This window comes from Labrenzia sp. THAF187b, assembly GCF_009363375.1.
GTDB classification, from domain to species: domain Bacteria; phylum Pseudomonadota; class Alphaproteobacteria; order Rhizobiales; family Stappiaceae; genus Roseibium; species Roseibium algicola.
In genome coordinates this window covers 1,115,669-1,132,500 of sequence record NZ_CP045344.1, presented here as the reverse complement: position 1 = coordinate 1,132,500, position 16,832 = coordinate 1,115,669, and the positions used below count along the sequence as shown (strand labels likewise).

12 protein-coding genes, 1 tRNA gene and 2 rRNA genes (1 of these 15 cut by a window edge) are annotated in these 16,832 nt (G+C 59.0%); 9 read left to right on the top strand and 6 right to left on the bottom strand.

Annotated elements, in window-relative coordinates; all coding sequences use genetic code 11:
• From FIV03_RS05195 to FIV03_RS05185, 3 genes are all read left to right on the top strand, one after another.
• Window positions 1-2,574, top strand: a 23S ribosomal RNA gene (locus tag FIV03_RS05195) (it extends 149 nt beyond the left edge of the window).
• 200 nt (window positions 2,575-2,774) lie between these two features.
• A 5S ribosomal RNA gene (gene rrf, locus FIV03_RS05190) occupies window positions 2,775-2,889 on the top strand.
• Between the two features lie 247 nt (window positions 2,890-3,136).
• A tRNA-Met gene (locus tag FIV03_RS05185) sits at window positions 3,137-3,213 on the top strand.
• 207 nt (window positions 3,214-3,420) lie between these two features.
• Here the strand turns inward: FIV03_RS05185 and FIV03_RS05180 are convergent.
• The gene (locus tag FIV03_RS05180) at window positions 3,421-4,761 is read right to left on the bottom strand and encodes an aspartate aminotransferase family protein (RefSeq protein WP_152508896.1); all 1,341 of its coding nucleotides are present in this window, start codon (window positions 4,759-4,761) and stop codon (window positions 3,421-3,423) included.
• Window positions 4,762-4,877: 116 nt separating this feature from the next.
• Here FIV03_RS05180 and FIV03_RS05175 point away from each other — a divergent pair, with 116 nt between their 5' ends.
• On the top strand, window positions 4,878-5,453 hold the full coding sequence (locus FIV03_RS05175; protein ID WP_152508895.1) for a cupin domain-containing protein: 576 nt from the start codon (window positions 4,878-4,880) through the stop codon (window positions 5,451-5,453).
• Between the two features lie 7 nt (window positions 5,454-5,460).
• Here the strand turns inward: FIV03_RS05175 and FIV03_RS05170 are convergent, their stop codons facing one another.
• Window positions 5,461-6,330 (bottom strand): MurR/RpiR family transcriptional regulator, encoded by an 870-nt coding sequence (locus tag FIV03_RS05170; protein WP_152508894.1) that lies wholly within the window; start codon window positions 6,328-6,330, stop codon window positions 5,461-5,463.
• A gap of 115 nt (window positions 6,331-6,445) precedes the next feature.
• Here FIV03_RS05170 and FIV03_RS05165 point away from each other — a divergent pair, with 115 nt between their 5' ends.
• The 5 genes from FIV03_RS05165 to FIV03_RS05145 all read left to right on the top strand — a co-directional run bounded on the left by FIV03_RS05165 (window position 6,446) and on the right by FIV03_RS05145 (window position 11,558).
• Window positions 6,446-7,492 (top strand): spermidine/putrescine ABC transporter substrate-binding protein, encoded by a 1,047-nt coding sequence (locus tag FIV03_RS05165; protein ID WP_152508893.1) that lies wholly within the window; start codon window positions 6,446-6,448, stop codon window positions 7,490-7,492.
• A gap of 79 nt (window positions 7,493-7,571) precedes the next feature.
• Window positions 7,572-8,690 carry an ABC transporter ATP-binding protein gene (locus tag FIV03_RS05160; RefSeq protein ID WP_152508892.1) on the top strand — a complete coding sequence of 373 codons (1,119 nt, stop codon included), beginning with the start codon at window positions 7,572-7,574 and terminating at the stop codon, window positions 8,688-8,690.
• Entirely contained in the window at window positions 8,687-9,622 is a 936-nt protein-coding gene (locus tag FIV03_RS05155; protein WP_152508891.1) for an ABC transporter permease, read from the top strand. Before FIV03_RS05160 ends, FIV03_RS05155 begins: the two co-directional genes overlap by 4 nt.
• Window positions 9,619-10,449 carry an ABC transporter permease gene (locus FIV03_RS05150; RefSeq protein ID WP_055656819.1) on the top strand — a complete coding sequence of 277 codons (831 nt, stop codon included), beginning with the start codon at window positions 9,619-9,621 and terminating at the stop codon, window positions 10,447-10,449. Before FIV03_RS05155 ends, FIV03_RS05150 begins: the two co-directional genes overlap by 4 nt.
• A complete protein-coding gene (locus tag FIV03_RS05145) occupies window positions 10,446-11,558 on the top strand; it encodes a P1 family peptidase (RefSeq protein ID WP_152508890.1) in 1,113 nt (370 codons plus the stop codon). Before FIV03_RS05150 ends, FIV03_RS05145 begins: the two co-directional genes overlap by 4 nt.
• A gap of 52 nt (window positions 11,559-11,610) precedes the next feature.
• Here FIV03_RS05145 and FIV03_RS05140 read toward each other — a convergent pair whose 3' ends face one another.
• Genes FIV03_RS05140 through FIV03_RS05125 form a run of 4 tightly spaced genes read right to left on the bottom strand, consistent with a single transcriptional unit; the run spans window position 11,611 to window position 16,815 of the window.
• The gene (locus FIV03_RS05140; protein WP_152508889.1) at window positions 11,611-13,398 is read right to left on the bottom strand and encodes a gamma-glutamyltransferase family protein; all 1,788 of its coding nucleotides are present in this window, start codon (window positions 13,396-13,398) and stop codon (window positions 11,611-11,613) included.
• A 29-nt stretch (window positions 13,399-13,427) separates the two neighbouring features.
• Window positions 13,428-14,297, bottom strand: a complete 870-nt coding sequence (locus FIV03_RS05135) for an ABC transporter permease (protein ID WP_075284669.1) — start codon at window positions 14,295-14,297, stop codon at window positions 13,428-13,430.
• Between the two features lie 5 nt (window positions 14,298-14,302).
• Window positions 14,303-15,250, bottom strand: a complete 948-nt coding sequence (locus FIV03_RS05130; protein WP_075284666.1) for an ABC transporter permease — start codon at window positions 15,248-15,250, stop codon at window positions 14,303-14,305.
• Window positions 15,251-15,309: 59 nt separating this feature from the next.
• On the bottom strand, window positions 15,310-16,815 hold the full coding sequence (locus FIV03_RS05125; protein WP_055656829.1) for an ABC transporter substrate-binding protein: 1,506 nt from the start codon (window positions 16,813-16,815) through the stop codon (window positions 15,310-15,312).
• Window positions 16,816-16,832: the final 17 nt, after the last annotated feature.

The window sequence follows — 16,832 nt, the reverse complement described above, 5'->3', positions numbered from 1 at the left end:
CAAGGGAGCAAACCCGGGGAACTGAAACATCTAAGTACCCGGAGGAAAGGACATCAACCGAGACTCCGCTAGTAGTGGCGAGCGAACGCGGACCAGGCCAGTGGCTTGCATTTAAGAACCGGAACCGTCTGGAAAGTCGGGCATTAGTGGGTGATAGCCCCGTACGGGTAGAAATTATGCAAGTCCTCGAGTAGGGCGGGACACGTGAAATCCTGTCTGAACGTGGGGGGACCACCCTCCAAGCCTAAGTACTCCTTGTCGACCGATAGCGAACAAGTACCGTGAGGGAAAGGTGAAAAGTACCCCGACGAGGGGAGTGAAACAGTTCCTGAAACCGGATGCCTACAAACAGTTGGAGGGCGCAAGCCTGACAGCGTACCTTTTGTATAATGGGTCAGCGACTTAATTTAACGAGCAAGCTTAAGCCGGTAGGTGTAGGCGTAGCGAAAGCGAGTCTGAATAGGGCGCCCTAGTTCGTTGGATTAGACCCGAAACCGAGTGATCTAGCCATGGCCAGGTTGAAGGTGCGGTAACACGCACTGGAGGACCGAACCCACGCCTGTTGAAAAAGTCGGGGATGAGCTGTGGCTAGGGGTGAAAGGCCAATCAAACTCGGAAATAGCTGGTTCTCCGCGAAATCTATTTAGGTAGAGCGTCGGATGAATACTCTCGGGGGTAGAGCACTGGATGGGCTATGGGGGCTTACCGCCTTACTGATCCTAACCAAACTCCGAATACCGAGAAGTACTATCCGGCAGACACACAGTGGGTGCTAACGTCCATTGTGGAGAGGGAAACAACCCTGACCGCCAGTTAAGGTCCCTAAGTTATGGCTAAGTGGGAAAGGATGTAGAACTCCCAAAACAACCAGGATGTTGGCTTAGAAGCAGCCATCATTTAAAGAAAGCGTAACAGCTCACTGGTCTAAATAAGGGGTTCCGCGCCGAAAATGTACCGGGGCTCAAGCCATACACCGAAACTGCGGGTGCATCTTATGATGCGCGGTAGCGGAGCGTTCTGTAAGTCTGCGAAGGGGGACCCGTGAGGGCTCCTGGAGATATCAGAAGTGCGAATGCTGACATGAGTAACGATAAAGCGGGTGAGAGACCCGCTCGCCGAAAGTCCAAGGGTTCCTGCGCAACGCTAATCGGCGCAGGGTTAGCCGGCCCCTAAGGCGAGGCCGAAAGGCGTAGTCGATGGGAATGCAGTTAATATTCTGCAGCTTGGTGGTAGTGACGGATGCCGTGTGTTGTATCTCCTTATTGGATTGGGGGTGCAGCGAAGGTGTTCCAGGAAATAGCTCCACCGTATAAACCGTACCCGAAACCGACACAGGTGGACTGGTAGAGAATACCAAGGCGCTTGAGAGAACTATGCTGAAGGAACTCGGCAAAATGCTCCCGTAAGTTCGCGAGAAGGGAGACCTCACGACGGGCAACCGTTGTGGGGTGGCACAGACCAGGGGGTGGCGACTGTTTATCAAAAACACAGGGCTCTGCGAAGCCGTAAGGCGACGTATAGGGTCTGACGCCTGCCCGGTGCTGGAAGGTTAAGAGGAGGTGTGCAAGCACCGAATTGAAGCCCCAGTAAACGGCGGCCGTAACTATAACGGTCCTAAGGTAGCGAAATTCCTTGTCGGGTAAGTTCCGACCTGCACGAATGGCGTAACGACTTCCCCGCTGTCTCCAGCATAGACTCAGTGAAATTGAATTCCCCGTGAAGATGCGGGGTTCCTGCGGTCAGACGGAAAGACCCCGTGCACCTTTACTACAGCTTCACACTGGTATTCGTCACGACATGTGTAGGATAGGTGGTAGACGTTGAAGCAGGAGCGCCAGCTCTTGTGGAGTCACCCTTGAAATACCACCCTTGTCGTCATGGATATCTAACCGCGGTACAACAATATCCGGGACCGTGTGTGGCGGGTAGTTTGACTGGGGCGGTCGCCTCCCAAATGGTAACGGAGGCGCGCGAAGGTGGGCTCAGAGCGGTCGGAAATCGCTCGTTGAGTGCAATGGCATAAGCCTGCCTGACTGCGAGACTGACAAGTCGAGCAGAGTCGAAAGACGGCCATAGTGATCCGGTGGTCCCTCGTGGAAGGGCCATCGCTCAACGGATAAAAGGTACGCCGGGGATAACAGGCTGATGATGCCCAAGAGTCCATATCGACGGCATTGTTTGGCACCTCGATGTCGACTCATCACATCCTGGGGCTGGAGCAGGTCCCAAGGGTTTGGCTGTTCGCCAATTAAAGTGGTACGTGAGTTGGGTTCAGAACGTCGCGAGACAGTTCGGTCCCTATCTGCCGTGGGTGTAGGAGAATTGAGAGGATCTGTCCCTAGTACGAGAGGACCGGGATGGACGTACCTCTGGTGGACCTGTTGTGGCGCCAGCCGCATTGCAGGGTAGCTATGTACGGAAGGGATAACCGCTGAAAGCATCTAAGCGGGAAACCCACCTCAAAACCAGTTCTCCCTGAAGAGCCGTGGAAGACCACCACGTCGATAGGAAGCGTGTGGAAGTGCGGCAACGCATGAAGCTTAGCTTTACTAATAGCTCGTTCGGCTTGATCCTCTCATTAGTCAATGTTCATCTTTTGGATGCGCCCCTGGCGCATCGAAAAGATCATTTTAAGTGCGCTACCGCCCTTCGGGCTGCTTGAGCGCGTTTGAAATGATCCATAGGGCCAATGTCCTGGAACCTTCGTCCCAGGCGAGGCCGACCAAAACATCAAAAAATATATAGACCAGTTCACGCAAATTGCGCTTCGCCGGCCTGGTGGCCCTAGCGGGGAGCCCCCACCCGATCCCATCCCGAACTCGGCCGTGAAACTCCCCAGCGCCAATGGTACTGCATCTTAAGGTGTGGGAGAGTAGGTCGCCGCCAGGCCTGCAAATCGCAATTTGAAACCTCTTCAATTTGTCTGTCGCTCACGCGCGTAACGCCCTTCGGGCTGCGCTCCGCGGGGCGGCCCGACCGGCCGGCGGCCACTTGGCCTTGCCTCCGCTGCGCTCCGGATCTCTTGTCCCATATCAGCGCAGTCTTCCGGTCAAACCGAAACATAAGGGTATGCCCAAAAGGGACCAGACCCAGTTTGACCAAACGCGCAGCGCGCAAAGGACAAACAAAAAAACAACGCGGGATGGAGCAGCCCGGTAGCTCGTCAGGCTCATAACCTGAAGGTCGCAGGTTCAAATCCTGCTCCCGCAACCAACAAATAACCCGGCCGCGCGCCGGGTTTTTTGTTGCTAACGGATACTGATTCCAAACTGACCAGCGCTCCCACAAAAAGCGCTATGCCCGACGCACTGGCACAAAAAAGCTCAAAGCCACATACCGATACAAAATAAAACCCCGTCAGAAAAAACTGACGGGGTTTTTTGTTATGTATGACAAGGGGCAGGGCGAAAGACTGAATACCTAGGCCGTCTCGGAGAGGACCCGTCCCAGCGTTGCCACCATCTCGTCAATCATGTCTTCTTCAACAATCAATGGTGGAGAAAGAGCGATGATGTCGCCGGTCACGCGGATCAGCAAGCCCGCCTCGAAGCACTTGACGAAAACCTCATAGGCACGCTTTCCGGGCGCGTCCTCGCGGGAATCCAGTTCAATGCCGGCAATGACGCCAATCGTGCGGATGTCCTTGACGTGTTTTGCGCTCTTGAGCGTATGGATACGGTTTTCCCAGGTGCTGGAGATCTCCGAACCACGGGTCAGAAGCTTATGTTTCTCGTAGATATCGAGCGTAGCTAGGCCGGCGGCGCAGGCGACCGGGTGACCGGAATAGGTATAGCCGTGGAAGAGTTCGATTGTCTCGGCCGGACCGTCCATGAAGACTTCATAGATAGCGTCCTGCGCGAAGACCGCTCCCATCGGAATGACGCCGTTGGTAAGACCCTTGGCAGTGGTAAAGAGATCCGGTTTCACGTCGAAGAAATCTGATGCGAATGGAGCGCCGAGTCGTCCGAAACCGGTGATGACCTCGTCGAAGATCAACAGGATACCGTGACGGTCGCAGATCGCACGCAGTCGCTCCAGATATCCCTTGGGCGGAATGAGTACGCCGGTGGAGCCTGCAACAGGTTCCACGATGACTGCGGCGATGGTCTCCGCCCCGTGTAGCGCGACGATCCGTTCCAGATCATCCGCAAGATGTGCGCCCCATTCAGGCTGGCCCTTGCTGAAGCTGTTGTGTTCGGGAGCATGGGTGTGCGGCAAGTGATCGACACCGGTCAGGAGCGAACCGAAATGGCGGCGATTGTTGACGATGCCGCCAACGGAAATGCCGCCGAAGCCGACACCGTGATAACCGCGTTCGCGACCTATCAACCGGGTTCGGGAAGCGTCCCCCCGGGCGCGGTGATAGGCGAGCGCCAACTTCAATGCCGTATCGACGGATTCGGACCCGGATCCGGTAAAGAAGACATGGTTGAAGCCTTCCGGCGCAATCTGCTTCAGACGTTCTGCAAATTCGAAGGCAATCGGATGGCCCATCTGGAAGGAGGGCGCGTAGTCCAGTTCGGACAATTGCCGTGCGACCGCATTGGTGATCTCTTCATAACCGTGTCCGGCATTGCAGCACCAGAGGCCCGCAGTGCCGTCGAGAATGCTGCGGCCGTCGTCGCTCCGGTAATGCATGCCCTTGGCCGAGACCAGCATGCGTGGAGACTGCTTGAACTGCCGGTTCGCGGTAAATGGCATCCAGTAAGCGTCAAGCGGCTGGTTGGATCGAATATCTGTGGTGTTGCTGACGATGTTCATGTGCGCCTCCTCGGTCGGTCGCACTAGAAAGCACTGATTTTGACAAGCCGAATAGTCTGTTTCTTGCAGGCATCAAGATATTGAAAAGACAAAAATTGAGTGGGAAGATGTTTAGGATGATAAACACACTAAACACCGATGACTTCTCACGCGACGTCGGATTGCGCCTGCGGGCGATCCGGGAAGCGCATGGCTATTCACAGCGGGAATTGGCGAAACGGGCCGGTGTCACCAACGGTTTCATTTCCCAGCTGGAAGCGGCCAAGATCAACACCTCCCTCAGCGCATTGAAACGCGTTCTGGACGGTATACCGATCGGCCTGTCGGAGTTTTTCGCCTATGAGCCGGAGCGGCAGGAGCAGGTGTTTTTCGGCGTCGATGAGTTGACCGAAATCGGCAAGGGCAACATTTCCTACAGGCAAGTCGGCAACAGCCTCTTCGGCCACGAGCTGCAGATGCTTTACGAAGTTTATGAAGCGGGGGCGGATACGGGCCGCGTCATGCTCAGCCACGAGGGCGAGGAGGCCGGTATCGTCATCGAGGGACGGCTTGAAGTGACCGTCGGCGAGCAGAGAAAGATCCTCGGACCAGGAGATGCCTACCTCTTCAAGAGCTCGATCCCGCACAGATTCAAGGCACTGCGAAACGGCCGCTGTGTCGTTGTCAGCGCCTGTACGCCGCCGACGTTCTGATCCCGCGCTAAAACAGTCCCAGCTTCTTCGAATTCGCCTTCCATTGCACCAGCCGGTGGCTCGAGGTCGTCTCGTTGGCCCTGGCTGCAATGTCGACCATCAGGCTGAGCGCGGCAACGATCCCGATGGTCGACTCCAGGAAGAGGCCCGTTCTGGAAGGCGCATAGACGGCGGCATCGGCGATCTCCCTACTCCAGTGGCAATATTCGTCCGAAACCACAATCACTGACCGGCCCTGGCTCTTTGCCAACCGGGCGAGCTTCAGCGATTCCGATGCATAGGGCACGACGTCCACCAGGATAAGGCACGTTGTGGCGGCCGTTTCCGGGCCGTGATCAAGCCACTCGCCCAGCATGCCGTCATGGGCGGACAGGAAATGGACATTCTTTCGCGCCAGCGCCATCCGGCGGGCGAAATCCTCCACCGTTCCCCGGATCGACTGAAATCCCGTGGCGTAAATCGTCTCGGAAGTCGAAACCAGTCGGATGACCTCTTCCCAATTATCGCCTTGCGTCTGGTTGAAGACGTTGGTCAGTCCCTGGACCTCGGCTTCCAGCGTCTCGACGAACCGCAAAGGAATGTCCCCGTCGGTGACGAAGGAGGCCGTGGTGACCGAATAATGTTCGCGCAGCAGCTGCTTCAGCCCTTTCATGCCGTCGCAACCGAGCCGGCGCAGCAACCTTCCGACGGTGACCTCTGAAACCCCCGCCTTTTCCGCGAGAGATTTCCCGGTTTCCAGCCCGAGAGATGAAATATTCAGGCTGACGAACTGCGCGAGCCGGGCCTCCTGCTTGGGGAGTTTGGGTGTTTCATCCTGCAAGCGTTTGATGAATTCATCGAATTTCGCCTGAGGGAAGGAGGAGAAGCCGGCTTCCATTTCAGCTCCCAAAATGACAGAAAAATAACATTTGACAGAAATGTCATAATTCAATCTCCTTTTGGACGCAAGCCCGTTCACCTCCCAGAAACGTGGCAGCAAACCAGAGGGTTCCATGACTAACAACACGCTGAAGAGAGTTGCCAAGGCAACACTTGGGGCAGCGGCACTGGTGGCTGTTGCCAGTGCTGCGCAGGCCGAGGAAGAACTGAATCTCTACAATTGGGGCGACTACATAAATCCGCAGGTTCTGACCAGATTTACCGAGGAGACGGGGATCAAGGTCAACCTGGACACCTATGGATCCAACGAGGAAATGCTTGCGAAGATCCAGGCAGGCGCCACCGGTTACGATATCGTGTTCCCGTCGGTCCATATGCACGACATCATGTTCCAGCTTGGTTTGCTGGAAAAGACCGGCATCGGCAGCGATCCGGCTTTCAAGAACATCGACCCGCAGTTCATCCGCGCGAAGACAGATCCGGACGCGGAATACTGTCTGCCTTATGCCTGGGGCACTGTCGGCATCGCCTACAACAAGCAGAAAGTGGCCGAAATGACCGGCTGGGAGGATTTCTTCGCCCTGGCTGACAAGGGCGAGAAGATCATCCTTCTTGACGATCTGCGCGAGACCATCGGCATCGGTCACATCATGAACGGCACGTCGGTCAATTCCACCGATGAAGCCGAGATCAAGGCCGCGGCAGATTACATTCTGGAGCGCAAGAAGAACGTCACCGCCTTTACCTACGACAGCATTCCGCTGGTCCAGTCTGGCGATGTGGCGGCGGCACACTGGTATGTCGGCGCGAACATTTTCGTGCAGCAGGCTCCGGACGTGCTCGCCTACGTCATCCCGGAGGAAGGCGCGACCATGTATCAGGAGGACATCTGCGTCCTTGCCAGCGCGCCCAACAAGGACAACGCAAAGAAGTTCCTGCAATTCTATCTTCAGCCGGAAATTTCCGCGCTGAACGTACAGCAGCAGCTGAACGGCACCCCCAATCTGCCGGCCCGGGATCTCCTGCCGCCGGAAATTGCCAACAATGAAAGCATCTACCCGCCTCAGGACGTGATGGAAAAGCTGCAGATCTTCGTGGACCTCGGCCGCGACCTGCAGCTTTACAACAGTGAATGGACGCGCATCAAAACGGCACAATGAGTGCGGATGCGGATGACCGTCCCGTTCAGACTGCGCGGCCCCGGGCCGCGCATGTCGCCTGACGTTCCGAGGGGGTAGAATGCAAGGAATTTTGAGGATCGAAAGCGCCTCCAAGAGCTTTCAGGCTCCGGAAGGTGGCGTCATCCGGGCACTGGACAATGTGTCCCTGACAGTGGCTCACAACGAGTTTCTGACGCTGCTTGGCCCGTCGGGCTGCGGCAAGACCACCTTGCTGAGGGCGGTCAGCGGGTTTGAGGATCTCGACGGTGGCGAGATCTACATAGACGGCCAACCGGTATCGGATCAGCCGGCACACAAGCGACCGGTCAACACCGTCTTTCAAAGATATGCCCTGTTCCCGCACCTGTCCGTGCAACGGAACGTTGCCTACAGCCTCGAGGTTAAAGGCGTCGCGAAAGCGGAAATCAGACAGCGCGTCGGCAGCATGCTCGAGCTTGTCGGCCTTGCCGGAATGGGTGCGCGCAAGATCGGCCAGCTTTCCGGTGGGCAGCAACAGCGGGTGGCCCTTGCCCGCTCGCTTGTGGCCCGGCCTAAAATTCTTCTGCTGGACGAACCCCTGTCGGCACTCGACAAGAACCTGCGCCACAAGATGCAGCAGGAGCTGAAGACCCTGCAGCACGAACTTGGCATCTCGTTCATCTTCGTCACGCACGATCAGGAAGAAGCCCTGGTTATGTCGGACCGGATCGCGGTACTGAACGGCGGCACCATCCAGCAGCTTGATGCGCCTGAAGAGCTCTACCGACGTCCGGCGAACGAATTCGTTGCCCGCTTCATCGGCGAAAGCAACCTTTTGGACGCGACAGTGGTTTCGGTCGCCGGTGCGCGTTGCGACGTCGTTCTGACCGATGGTACCGTCATACGCGATTGTCCGGTAAACGGCCTGAAGCGAGGCGATTCGGCAAAGGTGTTGATCCGGCCGGAAAACCTTCTGGCGGACCTGGGGCAAAGCGGTTCTGGCGAGCGGGCGGGACACGAAATCTCGGGCACGGTCAGCGAGAGCTTTTTCGCCGGTACCGATTACCGTCTTGTTCTTTCTTGCCAGGGGCTGCCGCCGGTCAGGGCATCGCTTCGGGCGGGACCTGGCACGTCGCATCACACCATCGGCGAACAGACCTCGCTGTTCGTGCCGCATGATGCCGTGCACCTCATTCCGGGAAATGGAGTTCCGGCATGAGCTGGGTGCACAACACACTGGAAAACAGGCGAAAGCTGACGCTGTTTGGCCTCTTGCTGCCGCCGTCCGCCTTTCTCGCGGTCTTCTTCCTCGGGCCGCTCGCCATCATGATCGTCTATTCCTGGCTCACACCGGGTCTTTATGGCGGCGTCGAATGGAAATTCTTCCATCTTAACTACGGTCGCATTCTGGGATGGGCCGACACCAAGTACGAGCGCTTCGATCCGGTCTATATCGAGATCTTTCTGCGGTCGGTGAAACTGGCGGCAACCACTGTTTTGCTCAGCCTCATCCTCTGTTACCCGGTCGCATTCTGGGTGTCGCGGATGTCTGACAGGATGAAAAACCTGGTCATCTTCCTGATCACGCTGCCTTTCTTCATCAGCCTGATCGTGCGTCTGTTCGCATGGGTCCTGATCCTGAGGCCAACCGGTTTCTTCAACCAGGCGCTGATGGGCCTCGGACTGATCGATCAGCCGCTGGAAATCATCTTCACAGGCACGGCGGTGGTCATCGGCATGGTCTATGTGTTCGTGCCGTTCATGTTCCTGCCGCTCTATGCCAGCATCGAAAAGCTGGACCACAGCCTGATCGAAGCCTCGCAGGACCTGGGCGCCAACCGGCTGCAGACATTTTTTCGCGTGATCCTGCCAATGACCCTGCCAGGCATTGTTGGCGGGTCGATCATCGTCTTCATCCCGAGCCTTGGCAATTTCATCGTGCCGTCGCTTCTGGGCGGGGCAAAGGTGGTCATGATCGGCAATCTGATCGAGCAGCAATTCCTGTCGGCGCGCAACTGGCCTTTCGGAGCAGCGCTTGGAATGATGGTGATGGCCGCCGTCCTGGTCCTGCTTCTCTACTACATCCGCATTGTTACCCGTGAAGAGCGGCGCTCCGGCGGATCGAAGGTGGCAGAGGAGGTCGCGGCATGAGGCGCAAGATTTCCTGGCGAAACCTGTTCCTGTCGGTCTACGGATGGCTGTTTCTGGTCTTCATCTATGTACCGATCCTGTTGATCACGGTGTTCTCGTTCAACTCCAACCCGGTCAACATGATGATCTGGCAGGGGTTTACCTTCGACTGGTACCGCACGATCTTCGGCTTCCCGACGGAACTGAACGAGCTGACGCTTTACGTGGAATCCACCGATCAGCTCTATAACGCTGTACTGAACAGCCTGACGGTAGCCCTTATCACCACGGCGGTGTCGACGGTGCTCGGTACGTCGGTTGCGCTGGCTGTCGCCCGTTTCAGGTTCCGCCTCAAGAATTTCTACCGGGCCCTTCTGTTCATGCCGATGATCATGCCCGACATCATCCTCGGCATCGCACTGTTGATCTTCTTCGTGTCCTTCGGCTTCGGTCTTGGACTGCACACGATCATCATCGGCCACTGCACGTTCCTCAGCAGTTACGTGTTCATCGTGGTCAGCGCCCGCATCGCGGATATGGACGACAGCCTGGAAGAGGCATCGGCGGATCTGGGGGCCGATGGCTGGACAACATTCCGGCGGGTGACCCTGCCGCTGATCGCACCGGGTGTCATCGGCGGCGCCATGCTCGCCTTCATCATCTCGATGGATGATCTGGTGATCACCTATTTCATCTCCGGCGTCGATTCCACGACCCTGCCTGTTCACATCTACGGGATGCTGCGCAGGGGCATCAAACCGGAAATCAATGCAATTGCCACGGTCATGCTGGTGTTTTCCTTCATCATCGCGTCCGTTGGCCTCTACATGCGGTCCCGCAAGAAATGACGCAGAAACATAACTCCAAACGTGCCCGCGACCTGGGACTTCCCATGCCGGGCACTCCGGGTCCGCAAAACGCGATTACCGATGTCGAAGGGGTGCTTGTCGGCTATGAAACGCTGTCCTCGAGGCTGACACCTGCGCTCGCGAGCAACGGCCTTCCGGTGCAGACGGGCGTCACGGCAATTCTGCCCCGGGGGCGAACATCGACACCGCGTCCGGTGTGGGCAGGGCTGCATGCGCTCAACGGCAACGGTGAAATGACCGGCAGTCACTGGGTCAAGGACGCGGGCTATTTCACCGGCCCGATCCTGATCACCAACACGCATAGCGTAGGCGCTGCGCACGAGGCCGCCGTACGCTGGATGGTCGATACCTATCGCGATGCCTGGGAGAACAACCATCTGTGGGCGATGCCGGTTGTCGCGGAAACATATGACGGTGTCCTCAACGACATCAATGGCCTGCATGTGCGGCCGGAACACGCGGCAAAAGCCCTTGAAAACGCGACATCCAATCCGCCTGCCGAAGGCAATGTCGGCGGTGGTGCGGGCATGATCTGCTACGAGTTCAAGGGAGGAACGGGGACCGCCTCACGGCGTATCGAGACAGGTGGCAAGCCCCACACGCTCGGGGTTCTTGTGCAGGCGAACCACGGTCTTCGGCCATGGTTCAAGGTGCTGGGACAGTCCGTCGGGGAAAAGATGATGGAAGACCGGTTGCCAGGTTTCAAGGCGGAGCGTGGCTCGATCATCGTGATCATCGCAACGGATCTGCCGCTGCTGCCTTCTCAGCTCGACCGTCTGGCCCGCCGCGCGACCATTGGCATTGGCAGGGGCGGAACGCCGGGCGGCAACAGTTCCGGCGACATTTTCCTTGCTTTCAGCACGGCCAATGAAATGGATCTGCCGCAGCTCAGCGGGCCGTGGAAATCCATGGTGTCGCTGAACGACGATCTGCTCGATCCGGTCTACATGGCTGCGGTGGAGGCAATCGAGGAAGCTGTCCTCAACGCCATGCTGGCGGCCGAAGACACGCCAACCGCAAGGCCGGCAGGTGCGGTTTGCAGGGCGATCGACGCCGAAGCCCTCAGGGAGCTCTTCGCACGGGTTTGAAAGCCCCACCGGTGCCGATAGGTGCAAGGCATCGGCGGGGCTGTGCTGTCGTCTATCGACCGACCGCGTAGGCCTGCATCAGGCGCGGGGTCGCCGCTGCTTTCAGGACGCCGTCCGCGCTGCGCTTGGCAGCGGTCAGCCGGCCAATGGTCCAGTTGCCGGAAACTTCCACCGAATGCCCGCGAGCCCGCAGCAGGTTGATTGTCTCTGAGCTGAAATTGCCCTCAGCCATCACGTGTCCCGGCTGACGCTGGCGCGGGTGGAACGACGTCGGGAAATGGGTCGTGTGGAACAGCGGCAGATCGATGGCTTCCTGCAGGTTGAGGCCGTGATGCACCAGCCGCAGGAACAGGGAAAGCTGCCACTGGTCCTGCTGGTCGCCGCCTGGTGTGCCGAACACCATCGCCGGCCGCCCTTCATGGAAGGCAAGGCTCGGGGTCAGCGTGGTACGCGGGCGTTTGCCGGGCGCCAGGCTGGTCGGCAAGCCGTCTTCCAGCCAGAACATCTGTGCGCGGGAATTCAGGCAGAAGCCAAGCGCGGGAATGATCGGAGAGGATTGCAGCCAGCCACCGGACGGGGTCGCGGCAACCATGTTGCCCCAGCGGTCGATGATGTCGAGATGAACCGTGTCGCCCCGCCGCTCGGAAAGATGCGCCATCGTCGGTTCGTAAAGACCGGTGTTGGCAATGCCAGCGCGTTCAATCACGGCCATGTTGGCAGCGACCTGATCCTCAAAGCCCGGCAGAACGCCGGGGCGCAGGTCGAAGGACGCGGTGTCGGAAATCAGTTTGCGCCGCGCATCGTTGTAGTCGTCCGACAGCAGCGTGCTCATCGGAACGTCAACAAAAGCGGGATCGCCGTAATAGACCTCGCGGTCCGCATAGGCGAGCTTCATGGCTTCCGTCACATGGTGGACGAAGTCGGCACCAGCCGGGTCCATCGCGCCGATGTCGAAGCCTTTCAGGAGCGCCAGCGCCTGCAGGAGCACGGGCCCCTGTCCCCATGGGCCGGTCTTGGCAACAGTCCAGTCGTGATAATCGCTCAGGAGCGGATCATCGTAAGTCGCGCTCCAGGTCGCCAGATCGTCGGCGGTCAGCACACCCTTGTGTTTTGCGCCCGAACCATCCATCACCTCGGCGGTTTCCAGAAAGGCCGCAATCTCCTCGGCAATGAAGCCGCGGTAGAAACAGTCGCGTGCCGCGTCGATTTGCTTTTCGCGACCGGACTGGCTTTCTGCCTCGTTCAAGAGCCGCGTCCAGGTCTGGGCCAGAACCGGGTTTTTGAACATCTCGCCGGCTTCTGGCACGTTTCCACCCGGCACCCAGGTCTCGAAGGACGTCGGCCATTCTTTTTGGAAGAAGTCCTGCAGCCCGCCGATGGTCGCCGCTGCACCCGGCAACATGGGCTGGCCGATTTCAGCGTAATAGATCGCAGGCTCCAGCACATCGCGCAGGCTCAACGTGCCGTGGTCGCGCAGCATCAGCATCCAGCCGTCGAAGGCACCCGGAATGACGGTCGACAGCAGGCCGTTGCCCGGAATGAGATCCAGCCCTTCCGCCTTGTAATGGTCGATGGTGGCTCCCGCCGGCGCCGGGCCCTGGCCGCAGACGACCTTGGTCTCGCCGGTTCCGGCCTTGTGGAAGATGACCGGCAGGTCGCCGGCCGGACCGTTCAGATGCGGCTCCAGAACCTGCAGCACAAGCCCGGTCGCAACGGCGGCGTCAAAGGCATTGCCGCCTTTTTCCAGGATGCTCATGCCGACGGCGCTTGCGATCCAGTGGGTGGAAGTGACGACACCGAAGGTGCCGGTGATTTCGGGGCGGGTGGTAAAAGTCGGCATGAGTTACTCTTTGGGTTTTAAAAAACGGGTCAGCTTTCGCGCGGGTCGAGAGCGTCGCGCAGGCCATCGCCAAGCAGGTTGAAACCGAGAACGACCAGGAAGATCGCCGCACCCGGCCACCAGGCCATCCAGGGCGCCTGGGTCATGAAGTTCTTGGCAACGTTCAGCATGGAACCCCAGCTCGGTGCGGGCGGTTGCTGGCCGAGGCCGAGGAAGGAAAGGCTCGCTTCGGCGATGATCGCGGTGGCGACTGTCAGGGTCGCCTGGACCAGAACCGGAGCAAACACGTTGGGCAGGATGTAGCGGGACATGATCGCGAAATGGCTGAGTCCGATGGCCCGGGCCCCTTCGACATAGTCCTCTGTCTTGACCGACAGCACCTGGCCGCGTGTCAGGCGCACGAAGATCGGCATGGCCGACAGGCCGATGGCGATCATGGCGTTGCTGAGGCTCGGCCCCAGGAACGCGGCAAGCGCAATTGCCAGAATGAGAAAGGGCGTTGCCAGAAGCGCATCGGTAACCCGTGAGATCGCCTGGTCGATCCAGCCACCGAAATAGCCTGACAGAAGACCAAAGGGCACGCCGATCAGCACGGCGATCAGCACGGACACGACGCCCGCCATCAGTGAGGCCTGTGCTCCCCAGATCATGCGCGAGAGAATGTCCCGGCCGATCTCGTCGGTGCCGAGCCAGTGGGCCGCGGAAGGCGCCTTGCGCACGGCGCTCCAGCTGGTTGCGGCCGGGTCGGCAATGGGCAGCAGCGGCGCGGCAACCGCTATGCCGATGAAAAAGGCGACGATGATGAAACCGAACAGAGCGCTCTTGTTCGCCTTCAGCTTTTTCCAGGCGCGGCTTTCGAGGCGGATGGTTTCCTCGGCCGGATCTGCGGCGGTGGTCACGGCGCTCACAGGCTGCTCCTCATGCGCGGGTTGAGAAGGAAGTAGAGAACATCGGCAATCAGGTTCATCAGGATGAAGCCGGCAGCCGTGCACATGACGATCCCCTGGACGACGGCATAATCGCGAGTGAAGACCGCATCGACGATCAGCTTGCCGAAGCCCGGAATGGTGAAGATCTGTTCCGTAAGCACCGCTCCTGCCAGCAATTCGCCGAAGAGCAGGGCGCTCAGGGTGACGATGGGCAGAAGCGCGTTGCGGAACGCGTGTTTCAGGATGACCACGTTCTCCCGAAGACCCTTGGCACGAGCGGTGCGGACGTAGTCGGCCTTCAGGACACCCAGCATGGCCGAGCGGGTGTGCCGCATCAATGTGGCCGCCAGTGCCGTGCCCAGCACGAAGGCGGGCATGATCATGGTCTGGAGTGATTTCAGCGGATCGACGAAGGGCGATTCATAGCCGGAGGCCGGCAGCCAGCCCAGGTGAACGGAGACCAGCATGATCAGCATGATGCCGAGCCAGAAATTCGGGATGGACAGGCCGGACAGCGCCACGAAATTGGCGATGTAGTCCACGGCGGTTCCCTTGCGCACCGCGGACAGGATGCCGGCCGGAATGCCTATGGCGAAGGCGATGACCATCGCCATCACCGCGAGCTGGATCGTGACCGGCAGCTTGTCGGCGATAAGCTGCGTCACCGGCTGGTTGGTCCGCAGCGAAATGCCGAGATCGCCCTGCAGCATGGCCTTCATCCAGGAAAAATACTGGTAGAGGATCGGGTCGTTGAGCCGGTATTTCTCGCGGATGAACGCCAGCACTTCAGGATCGCGTTCTTCGCCGGCAAGCACGAGCGCCGGGTCGCCGGGCAGCAGTTTCTGCAGCACGAACACGAAGACCGAGACCAGAATGAGCGTCGGGATGGCGATGAGCAGCCGGCGTACGATGTAGGACAGCATTCAGGCAAAATCCGTTTGGAACGGGACCCGGCAAGAGCCGGGTCCCGTCATGCGTCTGGTTATTTGAACTTGACGTTCTCGAGGCGGATCATGCCGTCAGGATAGGCGGTGAAGCCTTCCAGCTTGCCGGACAGGGCCCAGATCCAGGTCGGGTGGTAGAGATAGACGATCGGCAATTCGTTGATCAGGATGTCCCGTGCCGCGTCATACTTGGCCTTGCGCGTGGCGGTGTCGTTGCTCTGCCGCGCCTCGTCCAGCAGCTTGTCGACTTCCGGAATGCAGACCTTGGAATCGTTGATCCCGCCCTTGCAGGTCATGAACTGGTGGATGTTGCCGTCCGGATCGACACGGCCCGACCAGCCCACCTGACTTGCCTGGTAGTTGCCCGCGGACTGGTCCGCCAGCAGGCTGGCGAATTCCATCGACTTCAGTTTGACGTTGAAACCGGCTTCCGCCGCCATCGACTGAACAACCTGCATCATCTGCGTCTGCACGGGGTTGTTGGCCACCTGCACTTCGACGTCGAGGCTGTCATAACCGGCTTCCTTCAGCAGGGCCTTTGCCTTTTCGACATCCCGTGCCGGAACCGGATAGTCCTTGTCGTACCAGGGGCTGGTCGGCGGGAACGGCTGGTTGCCGGGTGCAAAGGCGCCTTCGAAGACAACCTGGTTGATCGCGTCACGGTCGAGCGAAAGGCTGAAGGCCTGGCGGATCTTCGGCTCGTTGCCGAACGGGTTGTCACCCTTCTCGCCGTTGTTGAGGTTGACCGTGATGCCCTGGTAGCCAAGGCTGACGGCTTCCGCGAAGCCGAGGTTGGCATCGCCCTTTACAGAGGCGACGTCGGTTGCAGCAAGGCGTTCCAGCATGTCGATATCACCGGAGCGCAGGTTGGCGAGACGCACGGTTGTATCGGGGATCGGCAGGAAAGTGACGGTGTCGAAGTTGATGGCATCCTTGTTCCAGTAGCCGTCGAACTTGGACAGAACGATGCGGTCCTGCTGGACGCGTTCAACGAACTTGAACGGGCCGGAACAGACCGGGTTGTTGCCGAAGTCGGCGCCGGCGGCTTCTGCGGCGGTCGGGGAAACCATCATGCCGGCGCGGTCGGCAAACTGGGCCAGCAGCGTTGCATCCGGCGAGGCGAGGCTGATCTTGACTTGCAGCGGGCCGGAAACTTCCACGCCTTCGATGGACTTGACTTCACTCTTGCGGCGGCTTTCCGGAAGGGTCTTCGAGCGCTCGATGTTGGCTTTCACAGCTTCCGCGTCAAAGGGCGTGCCGTCGTGGAAGGTCACGCCTTCGCGCAGGTCCATGGTCAGAACCTTGCCGTCGTCGGACCAGGTCCAGCCGGTGGCCAGCTGCGGGATGATTTCCAGGTCCGGCGTGATGTCCACCAGCTTGTCGCACAGCGAGGTGTAGACGATACGGCCGACAAAGGTCCGGGACTGATCGGGATCCAGCACATCGGCATCGTCCTGCAGGCCGATACGAAGATCGGCGGCTTGGGCGGCCGTGGCCAGGGTCGTTGCGCTGAGCAGCAGCGCGGCAAGGAAATCCTTACGCATGTTTGTACTCCTCTCGG